The sequence below is a fragment of the Nostoc sp. genome, assembly GCF_036919495.1.
Taxonomy (GTDB): Bacteria; Cyanobacteriota; Cyanobacteriia; order Cyanobacteriales; family Nostocaceae; genus Nostoc.
Genome location: NZ_JBALBZ010000026.1, coordinates 80,955 through 99,054, shown reverse-complemented (window position 1 = coordinate 99,054; position 18,100 = coordinate 80,955). Strand labels below are relative to the sequence as shown.

Sequence of the window (18,100 nt, the reverse complement as noted above, 5' to 3'; positions counted from 1 at the left end):
ATTAAACTGAGACTTCTTGAATGCTGTCAAAATTGGGCAATGAATCTTTCACTGCTTCTTCAGTAGATTGGATGCGATCGCACCTTTTAGCAAACTGACAATAATCACAGGTTTTGCTACCCTCCACCACTTGAGGAAACTGCTGGTTATTTTGGTAATTTTCCAGCCAAATACTTAACTGGCTTAATAATTGATTAAGTTTCTTTGCTATTTGTGTATGTTGAGCAGTATTGTAATTAAATTTAATATTTTGTGGTTTTCCCTCAGATTGGACAAACCAGTAAGTCATCGAAATATTTTCTGGCAAATAGTCGTTAGTTTCTGCTAATACATACAGATAAAGCCGTGTTTGCCAGTTGGATTCTAATTTGCGTTTATTGGGTGGTTTAGGATAAGTTTTCCAGTCGAGAATTTGCGCTTGTTGGTTATCTGCAATCAATAAATCATAGACAACCGTCAGCAAATAATCCTGAACTTGCAGAGTTCGGTAGTGTTCACTCTCACGGAAAGTTTGATTATCAGATGCAGGCGTTAAAATTTCTGGGGCTGCATCGGCAAAAGCTAGCATCCAGCTTTGCAGTTTAGCATCTGCTTGCAAAAAACCATCAATTGGTAAACCCATTTCTCGCTGCTGCATGAGCAAGTGAAAACGACTACCCAAAGTTTGTCGTTCTTCTTGTTCTGGATTTGAGGGCGAATTGAGTTTTTCTAGATAAGTATGTTGAAATTTACGCGGACAAACTTCTAGTAAGTTGAGTTGTCCTTGAGACAGTCGCAGTAGTTGAGTATGAGTTGACAGCATTCTTCTATTTTACGCCAAAATCCTTTAGACCTTTTTTCTCTTGTTAAAGGTTTTACCGTATCACCCAGCGCTTCCATTGGATACTCACTGATTTGATTAATTGCATTAAGTACCAAATCGTGAATTTTTTTATCTATATTTTTTAAAATCTTTGAGTAAGCAATAGCTAGATTAGGTTTACTGGACTTATATAAAGTTAATTTAAATGAAAATGAAGATCGGTAGGTTATTATTTCTTAATAAAATTAAGAGATCCTTCCCACTTAACATAAATTAGTTATTAACTCATAAAAAATTATATATTTAAAGTTAAGAGGATGTTTGAAAAGTCCTGTTGTTGGTAGCAAAACGTTTTAGATCCCCCTAAATCCCCCGATAAATTGGGGGACTTTGATTCTGGTTCCCCCCTTTTTAAGGGGAGCCAGCACGGTCTTGGGGTCTCCCCAAGTGGAGCGACTGGCGTGGGTTAGGGGGGATCAAAAGTGCCTAAAGTCACAGCGAAATACTTTTCAAACAACCTCTAATGAAAGACAAGACTTTCTATTCTACTACTGTCAAGTCATATTGATTTCTCAGCTTAATTTTTTCGATATTTCTTTGCTCATTTGTGGAAGGCAGTCATGCTTTTTCTATCTTTCAGATAGAATCTTTAATTATTTTTCAGTACTTACACTGCAATTAAACACTATCAAATAAATATAACATGAAGAGAGAAACGCTAATTATTGATATTGGTTATTTATGAGTAAAGTATCACCAAAACTTAAAGCTTGTACCTGTCACAATATTGCACGCTGCCACCCTAAGGAAGCAGGTAAACTCTTTTTCTGGTTCCCCGTTCAACATACGTTGAACAAAGTTATTAACTTCTTACAGCCGCTTGTCATTAAGTATGAATTAGTGCATCAGCCACCTGGATTGAGTTTAGACTGTAAAATTGGGCAAGCCCAAGACATTGCCCATAAGGTGTCTCAACTCCTCACATCTAGAGAATTAAACCAAACACAAGTCCTCTTTATTAGAGGTAATATCCAACCTCAACTCCAAGACTTTAGTGATATGGCCTCATTGCAGCGCTTTATCAAGTTCAATGAGTCCGACTGGTTGCTGGAAATGATAGAAAGGGATCAATTCACCAGTTACTTCCAACCAATTGTTTCTACAGAGAATACATCGGAAATTTATGGATATGAGGCCCTTTTACGGGGGATAGATGCACAAGGTAATTTAGTACTGCCAAAAGCAATCATTGAGTTAGCGACCGAAGCCGGAGTTTTACCCCAACTCGACCGCATTGCGCGCCTCAGTTCAATCGCCCAGTTCAGGAACCATCAAACCAGTGGAAAAATCTTCATCAATTTTGCACCAACCGCACTTTATGACCCTGTTTCTTGTCTACGCAGTACTGTAGAAGCCATCGAGCGAGCGGGTATTTCTTATGATCGGGTTGTCTTTGAAGTTGTAGAGTCAGACTCTCCCCAAGATTTAGACCATCTCAAAGCTGTTCTCAAATATTATCGGGATACTGGTTTTTCAATTGCCCTTGATGACATTGGTTCGGGTTATTCTAACCTTAACTTACTGCATCAGTTACGTCCAGACTTGATTAAACTGGACATGGAGTTAATTAGAAATGTACATCTAGACCCGTACAAAGGTTTGATTACTGAAAAACTTTTAGAAATTGCACAAAAGTTAAACATTCTTACTATTGCTGAAGGGATTGAATGCATTGAAGAACTAAACTGGTTGCGAGAACGAGGCGCAAATTTCGCTCAAGGGTATTTTATTGCCAAACCCAGTGCTATACCTGTGACTCTATTACCTGACTTGAAGACAGAAACATCATCTGTAGTATTGCATCTTAGCTAAGGGGGCGACATGAAAGCTAAGATGTCGTTAAGATAAACCAGCCTATTGCATAATAGCGGGAAGCGCTGTATCACCGGGGTTACAGGGTTAACCGCAGCGCAGTTAGTAACGCTAAAAACTTTAGGGACAGTGGAAAATGCAGAGTAAAAATAAAAGGTAAAAGAATGAACTTTGCCTTTTTACTTCATCCTTTTACCTTTTTTATGTACCTGATGCTTATTTCATGTTAGCCCTTGCGTCCTTCACTGCGGCGAAAAAAAATAATCCTGTGAGTGGAATGCTCAATGCCAGGATAATCGCAGTGGCTGTGAAACCAAAATCTGGTCGTCCGTAACTGAGTTCAAAAATCGAACCAACAGATGCGATCGCACTTACACAAGAACCACCCAGAAATAAACCGCTTTTTGGAGTTAAATACACAACTAGCCCCCTATTTTATTGGTTTCACCGCTTGATACGAGAAGCCATTCTTAGATAGCTCCTGGGCTAAAGTCAAGGAATTTTCCACACGGTCTACAAATACCACGCCGTTAAGGTGATCCATCTCGTGCTGAATGCAGCGTCCTAAAAGGTCATTAGCCTTTAATGTCCGGGGACGACCGTACTCGTCTTTATAGGCAATTTCCACGACTTCGGGGCGCTTTACGTCTAGATATACGTTGGGAATACTCAAGCATCCTTCTTGAGCTACGGAGATGTCGCGGCTTACTTGTTTAATAGTGGGATTAATCAGCACCAAAGGTGGATTAGCTGCATTCTCTGGTTCCAGGTCGATGACAATTAATTGTTTGTGAATTCCCACTTGGGGTGCAGCCAAACCAATGCCATCTTTGCTATACATAGTTTGCAACATTTGGCGCACCACTTGGCGGAGTTCGTCATCTACTTTCGTAACTCGCTTTGCAGCTTGACGTAGGACGCGATCGCCTAAATAATGAAGCTCCAAAGGTGGATTTTTTAACTTTTTTTTCTCTACAGCAATTTCAGAAGGCATGAGTCTTGATGGCTAGATGGTGAAAATTCCTACTATCTTTATTCTATAAGACTCATATTTAATTTTTGAAATACATGTAGGGAGACAGTGCTTTACGGAGGTTCCCGACACTCGATAGCGATAGCCTTAGCGTTCGCGTAGCGTCTCGTAGAGAGGAACGAGCGTCGAAACGAGCGTCTGACTTGCTCTAAGCGAACGCGAGTGCGTCTAGTAGCGAAGATGACTAAAATATAGCCAAAAATCTTTAGGAACTTCCAAATACAAAAATATCTCAAAACTGACGCAAGAATTCTCTCTATTTCTTCTCTCTCTGTGTTCTCTGCGTCTGGAGTGGTAGCGTGCGGTAAGCCGCCAATTTCTGACTTACCTCTGATTGCAACTAGGATTTCTATACAATATTTTTTTAGTAAAAAGATTTATTCAATCTATTTTTTATTGAAATAAACCTATATTTAACAATATTTTCTTGCATCCTCACCACATTCATTAACTAAATATAATAAACACTTAAAACGAAGACCAACTATTTGTTCATAGAGGGGGTTAATTTTACACAAAGGTGGAATTTGTAACAGAGTCCGACCGAAAACTGTAACAGTTCTTTCAAAAGGGCAATTGGAGGGAATTACTTTGCACAATAGTTTAGCTAGATGATAATCATGTATTTCTACGGACTCAATTTGATATTGGATTTGGCTTAAGAAGTTATTATTCACATTGGCTTTATTTAAGAAGTTCATAATTTAAAGTTCCTTCAATCAACCTTGTTTGTTCCTTTAAAGTTACACCTCCCCTCAGATAGTAAACATCGTAGAATTACCAAACTATTTTCCCCCTTTTTTTAAGTCAGTTGTAAAAACAGTAAAATTGCTTAGGAAGCAGAATAAGTAGCCAATTCTTATTAATAACTGTGGGAGTGACAGTGAGTCTATCTATAGTGAATAGCACGAGGGCAAGGTAAATCGTCGAGACAGCAGGAGCAAAGGAGCAGCAAGGAAGTAGAAATGTATAAAAGCTGATGTATTGGCAAACTTTGCACTATTGATTATAAATAGTGATGTTATTGACACAAAGACGTAAAAGCTGAACTTAACGTCAACACGCTAAGTTCATTCAATTTTTGAGGTGATGTGTGTTTAAATCTTTTACGAAACTTGACTACCTGCTCAAAGAAACTTTCCTCGGTTTACTGCGGGGAGGTTGGATGAATTGGGCAGCTGTAAGTACTGTTACGGTTTTACTGTTTTTATTTGGCTTGAGTTTGCAAACCTCTTGGCAAGTTGAAAAACTCCTCTATCAGTTTGGTAGTCAGCTAGAAGTTTCAGTTTATCTCGAACCAGATACGCAAGTCGAAACCATTGAACCACTAATCGCACAAATGCCAGAGGTGGCGGCTATACAAAGCATTACCAAAGAGCAAGCTTGGACTAAGTTAGTTAAGGAAATGAGAATTTCTGATATAGAGGGGGCTACGCAGCAGCTAGGTGAGAATCCTCTGGTTGATGAGATGAAGGTAAAAGCGCGTAATTCTCAAGTTGTACCAACTTTAGCAACGCAGTTGGCTAAATTGCCGGGAGTTGATACGGTGCAGTATGTGGATGAAGCAGTTAAACGCATTGCCCAATTGCACCAAGGTCTAAACTGGATTACTTTAACAATTACAATTATTCTGACTTTAACAGCGATCGCAGTAACTACTACGACAATTCGGCTGATTGTGATGGCGCGACGCCAGGAAATTGAAATTATGCAACTAGTGGGAGCAACGTCTGCTTGGATTTACCTCCCGTTTATTTTACAAGGGATTACCTTCGGTTTGGTTGGTGGTGCGATCGCTTGGAGTTTCATTTCTCTGATTCAACAGTTTCTCGGTAAGTTACTAGCCAATCAACCTGAATTTATTCAAGCTATCACCAACGGGGTGCAACTCACTCCAGCCCAAATTTTACTCTTGCCCCTAATTCTCTTAAGTTTCGGTGCAGCTGTAGGATTAATGGGAAGCTTATTCGCTGTCCGACGTTTTGCCAAAGGTTAATCATTAATCATTGGTCATTGCAAAGGACTAATGACAAAAACTTATGAAATCGCAATGGGAATGTTTTCTGCAAAATCTTGGTGTATGGGAAGGTTCATTTACCAATTTTTCTCCCGAAGGTACACTTCTGAACGATACTCCTAGCCGTCTTTCCCTGGAAGGTTTGAATAATAACCAGACAGTACGCCTAACTCTGAGCCGTTCGGGAGCAGATGATGTAATCAGAGAATTTCGGTCTGTGGGAGGGGGTCTACTTTTTTTTGAAAATGGTTCATTTTCTGAAGGTTTAATTCAGCTGGGGCCATTTTCCGAATTCGGTGCAGAACTCGCTTTTGTTCATGAAAATCGCCGCTTCCGTCTGGTGCAACTGTTTGATAAAAACGGTCATCTAAATAGACTAATTCTCATTCGAGAACATCTAGCTGGAACCCCAGCAACAGAACGTCCACCTTTGCAGATAAATGACTTATTGGGTGAATGGCAAGGCCAAGCAGTGACAATATATCGAGATTTGCGATCGCCTGATATTTACTCTACAACTTTGAAAATACAACTTGATGATACTGGGCGATTAATTCAAACTACCTCTTTTGGCGATGTCTTACGACAAGCCGCTTCGCGTCTACGTACAATTACCTCAACTGCTAGCATCAAAGGTTCCATTGTTCTCTTTGACCAAGATCCCCAAAAGCAAATACAAGTATTATTGTTACCTGATGGTGCTTCTGCAACTTCTCCTCTAAAGGTGCAATTACGTCAACCCTTATTTTTGGAAGCGGGTTGGTTAATCCAGTCAAACCTACGTCAGAGGATGATTCGCAGCTATAACGAGAAAGGCGAATGGGTTAGTCTAACATTAGTTACTGAAGAAAAAGTGTAAGGGATTTGAGAGTGCGATCGCTTATCTCTAGTAACTTCGATCAAGACTTTATGATATTGGGTTTCCTAGCGTCAACCGAACCTACAATATTAGCGATCGCACTAGAACCTATTTCCATCGTACCTGAAGAGAAAATAGAGCGATCGCTCTATCCATCTCAGAGAGATTATGCTGATAACAATCAAAGCCTTCCAAGCTCTCGCAGCTTTTTCAAATCCAATTCCAAGTCTTCAACGTCGTAGGAGTACAGAGGGATGTTTCGCTGCTTGAGGAGTTGGCGAAAGGTATTAGGTTGCATATCCGCTAGCTGACTGGCGTAGCCTATCGTTAAGCGTCCTGTCTGGAATAGGAACAGCGCAATTTCTTGACAAAATTCGCTTGGAGTAAGCCGAGATGCTTGTAAAATTTCGTCTGAGATTACAACACTCATAACAAGGCTAGTTTACCGATTATATTTTTAAGGTAGCCCAAGAAACCTCAAACTACTTTATGGTGCAGTAGGTTTGTTAAACTGCGATCGCACTTCTTATGCTGGAATGTTTAAGATTGTGAGTGCAAGAATATGTTGGGTAAGTCCATCCTTCTTCCCAACCTTATATTTTAAAAGTAAGTGGTAGACCGTTCGCTGTAAAGTTATTGTTAGCCTGCGCCTTGATCGCCACTGTTTTCAATGTAACGGCGCAAAACTGAGTTAATCAGTGTTTTGTACTCTGCACCTTGTTTACGAAACCACGTTATCACTTCTGAATCTAACTCAATCAGGTCACTAGCTCGTGTTGCGGGAATCCTCAGCGTGGCATTTTCAAAAAACTCATCGCTCAATGGTGGGATGTCTGAGTAATCAATGTCCTCATCCGTCATCGCATCTAATGCAGCCCAATCAGTACGTGAGGTATTTTTCAAGTCGTTGACGCTCATATCGGTTTGCCCTTCGTGCTGAGATAATGCGGACTATGTTGTTCTGCCGTTCTGTCCAAACGACAACCGCTACACCGTTGCCTAAAAAGCCGATTCCGATCCAGCGATCTTCGCCATAATCAAAACGCTCATCAAGCTCAATTAGCATGGAATTATTAAACATTCCGGGGACATCTGCAAAATCAATTCGATGTTTACGAATATTTTCAAGATTCTTTGTTTCGTCCTACTCAAACTGCATGAAGGCTTAATGAACAATACATAAACAGTTAAGCCCATTATCGCTTATTACAGATGAATGAGAAATCCATTTATTTTTATAGTAAAAAACAGCGACGTTCCAATGCTTGCTTAAGTAAACCTTGATATTCTTCATCCTCAACCCGATAAGCCCCAAACCTCTCCAAATGCGGATTCATCATTTGGGCATCGAAAAACACAAATTTCCTCTGACGCAACCTTTCCACCAACTTTACCATCGCTACCTTCGAACCTTCAGGAATGCGATAAAACATTGACTCGCCAATAAAAGCCCCACCAATAACAATCCCTAAAATTCCCCCAGCTAACTCCTCACCCTGCCAAGTTTCAAAACTAAAAGCATAACCACTCTGGTAAAGTAGCCAGTAAATCTTTTGTAATTCCGGTGAAATCCAAGTTGTCTCTCTGTCAGCACACCCAGCCACCACAGCTTGAAAGTCCCGATTAATAGCCACACTAAAACGCTCTTGATTCAGGACACGCTGCAAAGACTTAGGGTAGTGAAACCGTTCATCCAAAGGAATAAAAGTTTGATCGCGACTTCCGTACCAACTCAGGCGATCGCTATCATCAGCCATGAGAAAATAGCCTTGTGCATAACCCTCAACAATAGCCGCGATATCATATTCCATAAATAAATATAAAAAAACACTCTTAGAAACGCCATTTGATCCTATCAATCATCCTCCGCGTTCCTCTGCGTTTCCCTCCGCGTCCCTCTGCGTTTAAAATAAAAAAAATGACTCAACCAATTCCACCCATTACCCTACCACCACCTGAAAACCCTCTCCTCGAAGGTGAATGGTTACGAGAACGCTTACAACGGTGGCTAGATACAGAATTTATCCCCGAAGCAGTCAACCAAAACATCGCCCAACGAGCCGCACAGATTTTTGTGCGTCAACGCATGGAAGGAGAAAACGACCTTGGTTCTCTGGTAATTGCCATTGTCACAGAGATGCAGTCGTATGATTTTTCTAATAGCTTCTATGGAGAGTTTGCGATCGCTAACGCCGTCAGCGATCTACTCTTAGAAAGTCTGGGAATTGATAAGTGTTGTGGTCAATAATATTTTGTCATTTGTCCTACCCTGCGGGTTCGCCCTTGGCATTCTCGAAGAGTAGCCGCAGAAGCGTCTATGTCATTAGTCCTTTGTTATTTACCAATGACTAATGACTAATGACTCTTAACTACCAGCTAGACTTAACAACTCCAGGCAATAGACCTTCATGCGCCCATTCTCTCAGCACGTTCCGAGACAGTCCAAAATCGCGGTAAACACCTCTAGAACGACCAGTCAACCAGCAACGATTGCGGTGGCGGGTGGGCGCACTATTCCGGGGTAGCTGTTGAATCTTCCGGTGGACTTCCAGCTTATCTAGGGGAGATGCTGCACTTCTGAACTCTTCCAAAAGAGCTTCCCGCTTGTCAGCATATTTTTCTATCAACTTAGTGCGCTTTTTCTCGCGCTCAATCATGCTCTTTTTTGCCATTATTTTCTAACTTATTTAAAGACACCGTTTTCCATTCTACAGTCTCTCCATCAATTCTGGGGTTACTTGTGTTGCTTACCCTACAACCACTGGCTTATTAGCAGCAGGACATAAATCGGCAAGTTCACAAGCAATACAGACAGGAGAGCGGGCTTTACAAATAGCACGACCGTGATAAATCAGCCGAATTGACCAATTTTCCCAATCAGGCTGTGGCAATAAACCCATTAAATCTTGCTCAATCCGAACGGGGTCTTTTGCTTGGGTTAAACCCAAACGTTCGCTAAGGCGTTTAACGTGAGTATCTACCGTCACTCCAACATTAATGCCATAACCATGACCCAAGACTACATTGGCTGTCTTCCGCGCCACACCTGGAAGCTTTAATAATTGCTCCATTTGGTTAGGCACAACAGAGTCAAATTCGCTAACAATCATTCGACAGGCAGCTTGAATGTTCTTAGCTTTATTGCGATAAAACCCTGTTGAACGCACCAAGCTTTCTAATTCTACCAAGTCAGCGATCGCTAAACTCTCAGCATCAGGAAACCGATCAAATAAAGCTGGTGTCACCTTATTCACCCGCTCATCAGTACACTGAGCAGAGAGAATCGTTGCCACCAACAATTGTACTGGCGTTGAGTAGTTCAAAGAGCAAGTAGCATCTGGATAAAGACACTTCAGCCTAGCTAAAATTTCTATCGCCCGTTGCTTTAAAGGTAAAACTTCCTTTTCCCTATTCCCCACTCCCTACTCTCCACTCTTTATTTTCACTGAAACAATCTTTGCACCCACTCTAATTGACTAGTTAATTGAGTAGTTTCTTTGACTATCAGAAAAATTCCTAACCCTAACAGTAACACCAAACCGGTTTGCATTACACCTTCTTGAATCCTGGCTGGTACAGGCTTACCACGTAAACCTTCAATCAGCAGAAAAGCAAGTTGTCCGCCATCCAAAGCTGGTAAAGGTAAAATATTGATAATAGCCAAGTTAATGCTGATAATTGCCGCAAAAGACAATAGATTTGCGCTATTGTCCTCAGCTAATTTTGCACCGATTTTGACAATATTAACTGGCCCAGAAACTTGTCCAGCAGTTTGTTGAAAGTTGGTAATTAACTGCCCAAAACCGCTAAGTGTACCAACAAATAATTGTTGAAATCTGTTAGCAGCAATGCCAAAAATTTCAAAAGCACTATTAGGACGGCGATAAATTGCTGTAGCATTTGGGCTAAGTGCTACACCAACTACACCTTTACCATCGGCTCCCAGTTTTGGCGTTAATTTCAGGGATTGTTGTTGGTTTTCACGCAAAATTTTCAGTTCGATTTGCTGATTGGGATGAGTTTGAATTTCTTTTGTCAGCAAAGGAGTTGACTTTTCAGAAGCCGGGAGTTCTTGACCGTTAACAGCCAGAATAATATCTCCTTCCCGAATTCCTGCTTGATAGGCAACAGATTCTTGATTAACAGGCTGTACGGCGACACCAGCTTTATAGGTTAATTCCTTGGGAATACCGACGATACCCAATTGCAGAACCAACACCAAATAGGCAAATATTAAATTTGCGATCACTCCGGCACTGATAACGATCGCCCTGTCTAAAACTGGACGGTTACGCAGTAGATTTGGATCATTGGGTGGAACATCGCTATCGGGGTCATCATCGGGAAAGCCCACAAAGCCGCCCAAGGGAAAAGCGCGGATAGCATATTCGGTTTGCTTTCCTTGATACTTAAGAAGAACTGGGCCAAAACCCAAAGAAAAACGGTTAACGAGAATGCCTTGAGAACGGGCTGCAACAAAATGTCCCAACTCGTGTACCAAGATTAAAACAGCCAAAACTGCGATCGCTGCTAAAACTGACATAGAGTAAATTAGTGAAAATATTAAGCTATAGTTATCTCCATTCTAATTGGGCATTGGGCATTGGGCATTGGGCATTGGGTATGGGGCATTGGTAAAAGACTAATGACAAATGACTAATTACAATACTTCACGCCCCAAGTAAGGTTGCAGGGCTTCTGGTATCCTCACTGTCCCATCAGGTTGTTGATAATTCTCCAAAATTGCTGCCATAGTCCGCCCCACAGCCAAACCCGAACCATTGAGGGTATGTACGAACTGAGTGCCTTTCTTCCCCGCCTCTTTGAAGCGAATATCAGCCCGTCGCGCCTGGAAATCTATAGTATTGGAACAGCTAGAAATTTCGCGGTATTTGCTAGAAGAGGGCAACCAAACCTCTAAATCATAAGTTTTGGTAGAGGCAAATCCCAAATCTCCAGTACTTAAATTTACTACACGATAAGGCAACTTCAACGCCTGTAAGATAGCTTCTGCATTTCCGACCAATTTCTCCAGTTCATCAAAAGACGTACTGGGTTCGACAAACTTCACCATTTCCACCTTGTTAAATTGATGCAGGCGAATTAATCCCCGCATATCGCGCCCATAGCTACCAGCTTCGCGGCGAAAACAGGGAGTAAAAGCACAATGATAAATAGGTAAGTTTTCAGCAGCCAGAATTTCACCTCGATAAAGATTTGTAACTGGAACTTCCGCCGTCGGAATCAGCCACAAATCGTCATCAGCGCATTTAAAGCTTTCTTCCGCAAACTTGGGTAACTGACCGGTCGCCGTCAAAGACTCGGTATTAACTAACAGAGGCGGACTGACTTCTACATAACCAGCTTGAGTATGGAGAGACAGCATAAATTGAATTAATGCCCTCTCCAATGCCGCACCAGCGCCCATCAATGTCACAAAGCGGCTTTGGGCAACTTTTACAGCTCGTTCAACATTGAGAATACCCAGCTTTTCGCCAATTTCCCAGTGAGGGAGAATATTCGGATTTTGAGGAATGTACTCATCACCCCAACGGCGTACTTCTATGTTATCTTCCTCATTTTTACCAAGGGGTGTAGAGTCGCTTGGTAAGTTGGGAAGTGCCAACACAAGTTGGGCAATTTTAGCTTTGAGGTTTTTTTCTTGGGGTTCTAGTTCACTCAATGTAGCTTTGACAGAGTTACCTTCATCCCGCAAAGTTTGAATTTCTGGGTCTTGAGGATTGATCCCAGATTTAATCTTTTGCCCAACAATTTTACCAATTTCGTTGCTACGAGCTTGAAGTTGACTGCGTGTCCCCTCTAGTTCTCGCTGTTGCCGATCTAACTGTAAAATCGGTTCAATGTCGTATTTACCACTACGACTATTCAATAGTTCTTGAACTAATTGCGGATTTTCCCGTATTTGCTTAATATCCAGCACAGATTTTTCTCAGTTTTTAGTCTAAAATCTTCTTGTCAATCCAGTTAACATATAAGCATTTAGCATATAGTAATTTTGCTTTGCTGTAACTGGAAAAACAAAGTTTATTAGAAAAATCAGTTTCAATCTCTAATCGAGATTTTCTAGCATCAGTGCCAGGCTAATAAACCATAATAATGCATTAAACCAATCATGAACTCGTATTTTGAGTTACTGTCGTTTCAGAAACCTGAGCAAGACTCTGACCATTACTATTATTGTTATCAGTGGCTGCAAACGTCCTTTGAGTAATATTCGGTGGTTCCTTATCATCTCTATTTTGTCCAGGTGAAGGTAACCAGTATGCGAGTACACTTGATAAACCACCCCAGTAAAGCGCAATATTCTTATCATCTCTTGGCGAACCAAGCTTGAAAATGCACAGCCCCAACACGATGCTACTAAAGAAAACCTGTACGCCAAATCTCCATACGTCTTGATTAAATTTCTGTGCTGGTTGATTACTCATGGTGTCAGACTTCCAAAAAAGGTATATATCATCCTTGTGCTAGTTTTAGCATCACCTACTATTACAGCTTGGCGAAATTCGTATGACCTCGTACCCTTACAGGGATCTTGCTTGGCGCAAGTGAGCCGCCTCCTGACTCGCTAACGTAATTTGTAATTCTTATACCGCAAGCGTTCCATTGATTTGAATTATGCTGTGCTGTATTAGCAGGATGTCTTTCAAGGATTATGTAGTTGTCTTCACACCCAGTTTTGTCCGTTTCGGAAAAGTATGATTAATTTCGTTTGACTCCTGAAAACTCAGCACTCATATTAGGGTCGGTTAATCCGATTGAGTAGCCAAAGTGAGGCAATAACCCCTGCAAAATGTGCTGAGACAGTATTAGTGTTTGCCTGTACCACAAGCATATCTAGACCACTAATAATCCGGGTGGGGTCAAAAAATTGGGTAGTTATAGCTTGGGGAGAAATGGATCTTGCTACCAGTGTACCAACGATCGCTTGTGCTCCCAGAAGAGTTACCAGCGTTCCCCCTAAATTCACCCACAGCCCTAAGCGTAATACTTGCACAGTCTCGCTTTTCCGAGGGCGGTTGCTGGGATTGGAGGATTCCAATTGCTTGCCAATTCTAGTGTAACGGTAAGCTAAATAAATACCTCCGCCCAAAATAACCAGCCCACAAATTGCTAAAAATACACCAAAGCCAGTCCCAGGATTATTACTAGGACTACCAGTTCTTTGATTAAAGATGGCGAACAGCAACACAATTATGCTAGAAACAACACCTAGTACTAGCTGAATCCAGAAGCTAATCCAACCTGTAAGGCGAAAAGTTTGGGCAATTGCCCGCAGAGTTGAGGAAGATGATGGAGCATCGGGAGTTTGTGACATAGAGTGAACTAATATGCTGGGCGCTTGATTAAGGGATGCGAGGAGAAGGGGACGCGAAGAGTTCTTTACCCGCGTCAGAGCATTTCCCCGTCTTCTTTCTGACTTTTTACGGTATTTAGAAAACCTCTCTCTAAGTCTCTCTCCTTCTAGGAGAGAGACTTTGAATTTTTCCCCCTTCCCGCTACGAGTTGGGGGTTAGGGGGTTAGGTTTTTCCATATAACGTGAAAATCAGGTCTTCCTTCCCTCACCTTGAGGTCTTCTTTGATAAATCTACTATCACACCTGCCATAAGAGACAAAAGATTCTCTTGTTGAGAAAATCAGTAATGGTTACTACTTAAGTGTTTCCACTGCCGTAGCAGCTTTAACCCAGACATATGCCTTAGCGTAAGCTTTCAGAATTCGCATTGGGAAAATCACTGTAAAACAAAGTGTTTATGAACTTTTACAGACAAAATAGCATTTTACCTGTAAAATTTCTTCGATGGCATTTTATTGCTTCAGCAGTTCTAACTAGCTCGACATCACTTAACACTAAGACTGTGGCAAAGTCACAGTCTGTTCGCTCCTCACCACCCGTATCGAGCTTGAGTAGGGATACACTATTGTGTGCCCCTAAAACTCCCAAACTCGTCCCACACCTGTAAAGTTGTGGGTAATTATTTCGTATTTACGTAATAGATATCTATTCTAAGTAGCTTTATATATACTACTTGTTTAATAGTAGTAATATATACTGACTCCAAGGATTGTAGACCCTACCCTAAGGCATTTTTTTAGCCATTCACTAACCATGAAACTTGAGGATATATATCAATTCTTTGAGAATCCTCCGCCAACTTACCTTTGTCAGGAAGTAGCAGTTTGTTACATACTGTCTGTTTTATTACAAGGTGAATCTTACGGAACCGAGTTGATTGAGCAATTAGAAACTGAATATCCAACCTATAGACTTTCGGATACCGTACTTTATAGTGCAATCAAATTTCTGGAAGATGAAAGGGCAATCACTGGATATTGGAAGAAACTCGAAGGACGAGGACGCCCCAGGCGAATGTACCAAGTTTCTCCAGAATGGCAAGTTCAAGCGCAGGATTTAGCTTTTCAATGGCTTGACTACATCAACAAGAGGACAAAGTAACGAATAATTGATAATGAATAAGTCTCCTCCAGTCAAGCAATAACAATTAGTTATGGATACTGCTATTTTGCCATCTACGTTCCTGCTAACCTTGTTGTTATCAGTTGGGCTGTTTTTCTTTATTCGTGCCTCGACTAAAGACCGCATAGAAACAGCACAACTGGTATCTGAGCAAGACGAAGCTGCTTTAATGTCTCAATTAAAAGAGTATTTTCGCTCGCGGTCTTATCGAGTCGCAGAGGTAGACCGAGAACAAAACCAAGTAACTTTTGAAGGTTTTGTTCGCCCCAGCTGGTTTTTAGCTATATTTTTAACTCTGCTGGCTGCGACTGGTATTGTTTGTCTATCACTAGTCGTGTACCTGCTTTTTCCTAACCTCAGTACCTTTGTTCTGCCTATAGTACTGCTGTCGCCTTTGAGTGGTCTATTTTATTGGAAAAAATCTGGAAGACTTGAGAAGGTGTCGCTCAAAGTAGAAACAACTCAGAGCGAACAAACCTCCTCAAGTAAAATCACTGTAGTCGCCCATCGAGATGAACTGGGCGAGTTACAGAGGATTCTACAGCTCAAGGCTGCTGAATAATTGTTGGTTTTTATGACCATCTCTTAACTATGATATGCAGACTTCTGATCTGACGTACTTTTTACGCACTGGAAAGTAGGAAGGAGCAAATTAAGACTTCTGCTTTGTCAATCCCCACGACAAAAGTGTGGGGAAAAATTTAAATTCATTAACTTAAATTTGTTGACAGAGCAAGGTTTAACAATTTACGGCATAAAACGCAACTTCACTAGCGCTTTTGGAGGCGCTTGGCTCTATACCCACTCCCTTCTGAATCTTCAAAATAGTATCAATCCATGCAATCTAGCGTGGTTTGACACAAGTTGATTTTCCAACTACCTGGACTAGCCTTAAAAAGCAAATCAGCTCCAAACTAAAAAAAAATTAAATTTTGCATAAACTTAGCAATTTTGCCAGTTAATGTATAGTCAGGAGCCACATCAATGCCTAAGATGACTGTTTATGGTTCACCGACTAGCTAAAGCAACAGGTTCTTGACCTGGCGAAGGTTCTAACACCCTCAAGCTAGGAAACAAGAAATGGTTTTCCTCTACGTATTGAGCACCAAAGAGTCCCTTTTCTGCCCAGAAATAGCGGTCTGTGGTGTGTTCATTTCGCTTTACGAGTAACAAGGCGGGTGGCAAAATACCTTCAGCTTGAATGAATCTTCTCGCTGCTGTCACAGGTTTTTCTTCGCCACTTTCGATGCTATATTGAGGCACATGTTCCAAAATCCGCCGTCCTTCCTGACGACGACGACTTTTCCTTTTGCGTCTCCTTGCCAATCTATTGTCCTCCTCTTTCAAGCTATAGATTGTAGTGATAGCTACAAAATCAGTCGTAATTATATAGGTTCTAGTTCAAAATATCAATAGTTTTTAACCTTTTAATTTAATAAAATTAATATCTTTGGAGACAGGGAAAACAAAACCACCTAAGGATATAATCCCTTGGTACAAACCTTTCATGTAGAAAACTTTAGTTAAGCTTTATTAAAGGGGTGAGGTATAAACTAGTATTCTCTCTTAATCATGATGCCTCAAAATCTGTAATCTTGAGCAAAAGCTAAAAAATGTTAATGTCTGCCAGTTCCGATTTTCTTGCTCTATGTCGAGAGCAAATAGCGCTACTAACCCAAGGGCTGGGAGCAACTTTAAGTATTGTGTACCTGACACAAGAATTGGTAGAGACTCCCTCAGATGAGGCCAAACTGATTCCTGTGGTAATTTACCCGGAAACAGCATTATTACCACCAGGGGAGGAGACTGCTGAAGCAACAGAACACAAGCAACTTCAAGTTGGAAATGTGTTGATATTACCCAATCAACAGAGAAGGTTATTGACAGCAGGATCAGAATCTCCCACCTCGTTACCAGAGTCTGAGATACCAAATGCGTCAGGGCCCCATCTAAAAGAGGAATATTTATTTAGTGGTAACCAAATTGTTTTACCTCTGGTTTATGAAGGTGTAATGATGGGGTTATTAGTGACGGGTAGGAAAGATCGGGCATGGAATGAACACGAAGAAAGTCAGATTCAACGGATAGCCCAAACACTGGCGATCGCTTGTATTTTAGATCAACGGCGAGCATGGTTTGAGCAGCAGTTGCATGAGCAACAAGTTCTCCAAGAAAAACAGCGAGATTTGCTGGATAATCTGTTGCATCAGTTTCGTAACCCATTAACAGCATTGCGGACTTTTGGTAAACTTTTATTGAAAAGGTTACGACCAGCAGACACCAACCGAAATGTGGCAAATAGTATTGTGCGGGAAAGCGATCGCCTCCAAGAATTGCTGCAACAATTCGATCAAGTAATTGACTTGACAGAAGCAGATTTAGCACCACTACATCTCCCTGAAGAAGTATTTGTGGAAGCAACTATCCAAAAAGACGCTAAACCGCCGTTATTATTGCCGGGAACGGGAGATAAAGCAGTTGACTGCTCGTTAGCAGATATATTAGAACCTTTATTAATATCAGCTAAAGCGATCGCACAAGAGCGAAAGCTAAAACTAATAACTGAAATTCAACAGAATTCACCTCTAGTACGTGCCAACGTCAAAGCATTACGAGAGGTATTAACTAACATTATTGATAATGCTTTGAAATATACTCCCCCTGGTGGCAAAATTTTAATTCAGGCGGGGCAAGAAAAGGCTAATTTTCAGGGAATTGTCATTAGTGACAACGGGCCTGGCATTCCCCCCCAGGATTTAGAACATCTTGGAGAACGGCATTATCGGGGTGTACAAGCCCAAACAGAAATCCCTGGCACTGGTTTGGGGTTAGCGATCGCAAAACAATTAATAGAGCAAATGCAGGGCGAAATCGAGGTTTTCAGCCCTGCAATCAACTCTAAGCTAACTTCACCCGATGCGCCGGGGACTACGTTTATTATTTGGTTACCGGAAGTTGAGAATTAGTCATTAGTCCTTTGTAATTTGTAATTTGTAAAGACTAATGGCTAATAACT

Annotated in this window: 23 protein-coding genes; 8 read left to right on the top strand and 15 right to left on the bottom strand. The window is 41.2% G+C overall.

Annotated features, from left to right (window positions below):
• Nucleotide 1: 1 nt before the first annotated feature.
• Entirely contained in the window at nt 2-802 is an 801-nt protein-coding gene (locus V7K25_RS03090; RefSeq protein WP_335154938.1) for a PD-(D/E)XK nuclease family protein, read from the bottom strand.
• 741 nt (nt 803-1,543) lie between these two features.
• Here V7K25_RS03090 and V7K25_RS03085 point away from each other — a divergent pair.
• Complete coding sequence (locus V7K25_RS03085; protein WP_335154936.1) at nt 1,544-2,674, top strand: EAL domain-containing protein; 1,131 nt, start codon at nt 1,544-1,546, stop codon at nt 2,672-2,674.
• A gap of 216 nt (nt 2,675-2,890) precedes the next feature.
• Here the strand turns inward: V7K25_RS03085 and V7K25_RS03080 are convergent, their stop codons facing one another.
• The 3 genes from V7K25_RS03080 to V7K25_RS03070 form a co-directional block, all read right to left on the bottom strand.
• Entirely contained in the window at nt 2,891-3,094 is a 204-nt protein-coding gene (locus V7K25_RS03080) for a hypothetical protein (protein WP_335154934.1), read from the bottom strand.
• Between the two features lie 10 nt (nt 3,095-3,104).
• Nucleotides 3,105-3,668, bottom strand: a complete 564-nt coding sequence (def, locus tag V7K25_RS03075; protein ID WP_335154932.1) for a peptide deformylase — start codon at nt 3,666-3,668, stop codon at nt 3,105-3,107.
• A 452-nt stretch (nt 3,669-4,120) separates the two neighbouring features.
• Nucleotides 4,121-4,408 (bottom strand): Mo-dependent nitrogenase C-terminal domain-containing protein, encoded by a 288-nt coding sequence (locus V7K25_RS03070; protein ID WP_335154930.1) that lies wholly within the window; start codon nt 4,406-4,408, stop codon nt 4,121-4,123.
• Between the two features lie 392 nt (nt 4,409-4,800).
• Here V7K25_RS03070 and V7K25_RS03065 point away from each other — a divergent pair, with 392 nt between their 5' ends.
• Genes V7K25_RS03065 through V7K25_RS03055 form a run of 3 tightly spaced genes read left to right on the top strand, consistent with a single transcriptional unit; the run spans nt 4,801 to nt 6,825 of the window.
• Entirely contained in the window at nt 4,801-5,703 is a 903-nt protein-coding gene (locus tag V7K25_RS03065; protein ID WP_335154928.1) for a cell division protein FtsX, read from the top strand.
• A gap of 43 nt (nt 5,704-5,746) precedes the next feature.
• Nucleotides 5,747-6,583 carry a DUF3598 family protein gene (locus V7K25_RS03060; protein ID WP_335154927.1) on the top strand — a complete coding sequence of 279 codons (837 nt, stop codon included), beginning with the start codon at nt 5,747-5,749 and terminating at the stop codon, nt 6,581-6,583.
• 11 nt (nt 6,584-6,594) lie between these two features.
• Nucleotides 6,595-6,825 (top strand): hypothetical protein, encoded by a 231-nt coding sequence (locus V7K25_RS03055; RefSeq protein WP_335154970.1) that lies wholly within the window; start codon nt 6,595-6,597, stop codon nt 6,823-6,825.
• On the opposite strand, the gene V7K25_RS03050 is transcribed toward V7K25_RS03055, so the two are convergent.
• From V7K25_RS03050 to aat, 4 genes are all read right to left on the bottom strand, one after another.
• Nucleotides 6,765-7,013 (bottom strand): UPF0175 family protein, encoded by a 249-nt coding sequence (locus tag V7K25_RS03050; RefSeq protein WP_335154925.1) that lies wholly within the window; start codon nt 7,011-7,013, stop codon nt 6,765-6,767. The two genes, V7K25_RS03055 and V7K25_RS03050, sit on opposite strands and share 61 nt — an antisense overlap.
• A gap of 209 nt (nt 7,014-7,222) precedes the next feature.
• Nucleotides 7,223-7,501 carry a BrnA antitoxin family protein gene (locus tag V7K25_RS03045; protein ID WP_335154923.1) on the bottom strand — a complete coding sequence of 93 codons (279 nt, stop codon included), beginning with the start codon at nt 7,499-7,501 and terminating at the stop codon, nt 7,223-7,225.
• On the bottom strand, nt 7,464-7,688 hold the full coding sequence (locus V7K25_RS03040) for a BrnT family toxin (protein ID WP_335154964.1): 225 nt from the start codon (nt 7,686-7,688) through the stop codon (nt 7,464-7,466). The genes V7K25_RS03045 and V7K25_RS03040 overlap by 38 nt, the downstream gene beginning before the upstream one ends.
• 130 nt (nt 7,689-7,818) lie before the next feature.
• Entirely contained in the window at nt 7,819-8,394 is a 576-nt protein-coding gene (aat, locus tag V7K25_RS03035; protein WP_335154922.1) for a leucyl/phenylalanyl-tRNA--protein transferase, read from the bottom strand.
• Between the two features lie 107 nt (nt 8,395-8,501).
• Here aat and V7K25_RS03030 point away from each other — a divergent pair, with 107 nt between their 5' ends.
• Nucleotides 8,502-8,831 (top strand): hypothetical protein, encoded by a 330-nt coding sequence (locus tag V7K25_RS03030; protein WP_012410384.1) that lies wholly within the window; start codon nt 8,502-8,504, stop codon nt 8,829-8,831.
• A 121-nt stretch (nt 8,832-8,952) separates the two neighbouring features.
• Here V7K25_RS03030 and rpsN read toward each other — a convergent pair whose 3' ends face one another.
• The 6 genes from rpsN to V7K25_RS03000 all read right to left on the bottom strand — a co-directional run bounded on the left by rpsN (nt 8,953) and on the right by V7K25_RS03000 (nt 13,922).
• Nucleotides 8,953-9,255 carry a 30S ribosomal protein S14 gene (gene rpsN, locus V7K25_RS03025; RefSeq protein WP_335154920.1) on the bottom strand — a complete coding sequence of 101 codons (303 nt, stop codon included), beginning with the start codon at nt 9,253-9,255 and terminating at the stop codon, nt 8,953-8,955.
• A 75-nt stretch (nt 9,256-9,330) separates the two neighbouring features.
• Nucleotides 9,331-10,002, bottom strand: a complete 672-nt coding sequence (gene nth, locus V7K25_RS03020) for an endonuclease III (protein ID WP_335154919.1) — start codon at nt 10,000-10,002, stop codon at nt 9,331-9,333.
• 23 nt (nt 10,003-10,025) lie between these two features.
• Entirely contained in the window at nt 10,026-11,126 is a 1,101-nt protein-coding gene (rseP, locus tag V7K25_RS03015) for an RIP metalloprotease RseP (protein WP_335154917.1), read from the bottom strand.
• Between the two features lie 117 nt (nt 11,127-11,243).
• Complete coding sequence (gene serS / locus V7K25_RS03010) at nt 11,244-12,524, bottom strand: serine--tRNA ligase (RefSeq protein WP_335154915.1); 1,281 nt, start codon at nt 12,522-12,524, stop codon at nt 11,244-11,246.
• Between the two features lie 190 nt (nt 12,525-12,714).
• Nucleotides 12,715-13,032: a hypothetical protein gene (locus tag V7K25_RS03005; RefSeq protein ID WP_335154913.1), complete on the bottom strand. Its 318-nt coding sequence runs from the start codon at nt 13,030-13,032 to the stop codon at nt 12,715-12,717.
• A 311-nt stretch (nt 13,033-13,343) separates the two neighbouring features.
• Entirely contained in the window at nt 13,344-13,922 is a 579-nt protein-coding gene (locus V7K25_RS03000; RefSeq protein ID WP_100899706.1) for a DUF3611 family protein, read from the bottom strand.
• 793 nt (nt 13,923-14,715) lie between these two features.
• Here V7K25_RS03000 and V7K25_RS02995 point away from each other — a divergent pair.
• Nucleotides 14,716-15,063 (top strand): PadR family transcriptional regulator, encoded by a 348-nt coding sequence (locus V7K25_RS02995; RefSeq protein WP_229484307.1) that lies wholly within the window; start codon nt 14,716-14,718, stop codon nt 15,061-15,063.
• Between the two features lie 52 nt (nt 15,064-15,115).
• Nucleotides 15,116-15,646, top strand: coding sequence for a cofactor assembly of complex C subunit B (locus V7K25_RS02990; protein WP_335154910.1), 531 nt, complete (start codon nt 15,116-15,118; stop codon nt 15,644-15,646).
• A 446-nt stretch (nt 15,647-16,092) separates the two neighbouring features.
• Here V7K25_RS02990 and V7K25_RS02985 read toward each other — a convergent pair whose 3' ends face one another.
• Nucleotides 16,093-16,410 (bottom strand): DUF3155 domain-containing protein, encoded by a 318-nt coding sequence (locus tag V7K25_RS02985; protein WP_335154908.1) that lies wholly within the window; start codon nt 16,408-16,410, stop codon nt 16,093-16,095.
• Nucleotides 16,411-16,697: 287 nt separating this feature from the next.
• On the opposite strand from V7K25_RS02985, the gene V7K25_RS02980 reads away from it, so the two are divergent.
• Nucleotides 16,698-18,050 carry a GAF domain-containing sensor histidine kinase gene (locus V7K25_RS02980; RefSeq protein WP_335154906.1) on the top strand — a complete coding sequence of 451 codons (1,353 nt, stop codon included), beginning with the start codon at nt 16,698-16,700 and terminating at the stop codon, nt 18,048-18,050.
• Nucleotides 18,051-18,100 lie beyond the last annotated feature (50 nt).

Bases quoted from the DNA above. Each gene is read 5' to 3' on its own strand.
- V7K25_RS03030 (WP_012410384.1), top strand. From the start codon at position 8,502: ATGACTCAACCAATTCCACCCATTACCCTACCACCACCTGAAAACCCT.
- V7K25_RS03070 (WP_335154930.1), bottom strand. From the start codon at position 4,408: ATGAACTTCTTAAATAAAGCCAATGTGAATAATAACTTCTTAAGCCAA.
- V7K25_RS02980 (WP_335154906.1), top strand. From the start codon at position 16,698: ATGTTAATGTCTGCCAGTTCCGATTTTCTTGCTCTATGTCGAGAGCAA.
- V7K25_RS03050 (WP_335154925.1), bottom strand. From the start codon at position 7,013: ATGAGTGTTGTAATCTCAGACGAAATTTTACAAGCATCTCGGCTTACT.
- V7K25_RS03085 (WP_335154936.1), top strand. From the start codon at position 1,544: ATGAGTAAAGTATCACCAAAACTTAAAGCTTGTACCTGTCACAATATT.
- V7K25_RS03045 (WP_335154923.1), bottom strand. From the start codon at position 7,501: ATGAGCGTCAACGACTTGAAAAATACCTCACGTACTGATTGGGCTGCA.
- rpsN (WP_335154920.1), bottom strand. From the start codon at position 9,255: ATGGCAAAAAAGAGCATGATTGAGCGCGAGAAAAAGCGCACTAAGTTG.
- rseP (WP_335154917.1), bottom strand. From the start codon at position 11,126: ATGTCAGTTTTAGCAGCGATCGCAGTTTTGGCTGTTTTAATCTTGGTA.
- V7K25_RS03000 (WP_100899706.1), bottom strand. From the start codon at position 13,922: ATGTCACAAACTCCCGATGCTCCATCATCTTCCTCAACTCTGCGGGCA.
- def (WP_335154932.1), bottom strand. From the start codon at position 3,668: ATGCCTTCTGAAATTGCTGTAGAGAAAAAAAAGTTAAAAAATCCACCT.
- V7K25_RS02995 (WP_229484307.1), top strand. From the start codon at position 14,716: ATGAAACTTGAGGATATATATCAATTCTTTGAGAATCCTCCGCCAACT.
- V7K25_RS03060 (WP_335154927.1), top strand. From the start codon at position 5,747: ATGAAATCGCAATGGGAATGTTTTCTGCAAAATCTTGGTGTATGGGAA.
- V7K25_RS02990 (WP_335154910.1), top strand. From the start codon at position 15,116: ATGGATACTGCTATTTTGCCATCTACGTTCCTGCTAACCTTGTTGTTA.
- V7K25_RS03090 (WP_335154938.1), bottom strand. From the start codon at position 802: ATGCTGTCAACTCATACTCAACTACTGCGACTGTCTCAAGGACAACTC.
- aat (WP_335154922.1), bottom strand. From the start codon at position 8,394: ATGGAATATGATATCGCGGCTATTGTTGAGGGTTATGCACAAGGCTAT.
- V7K25_RS03005 (WP_335154913.1), bottom strand. From the start codon at position 13,032: ATGAGTAATCAACCAGCACAGAAATTTAATCAAGACGTATGGAGATTT.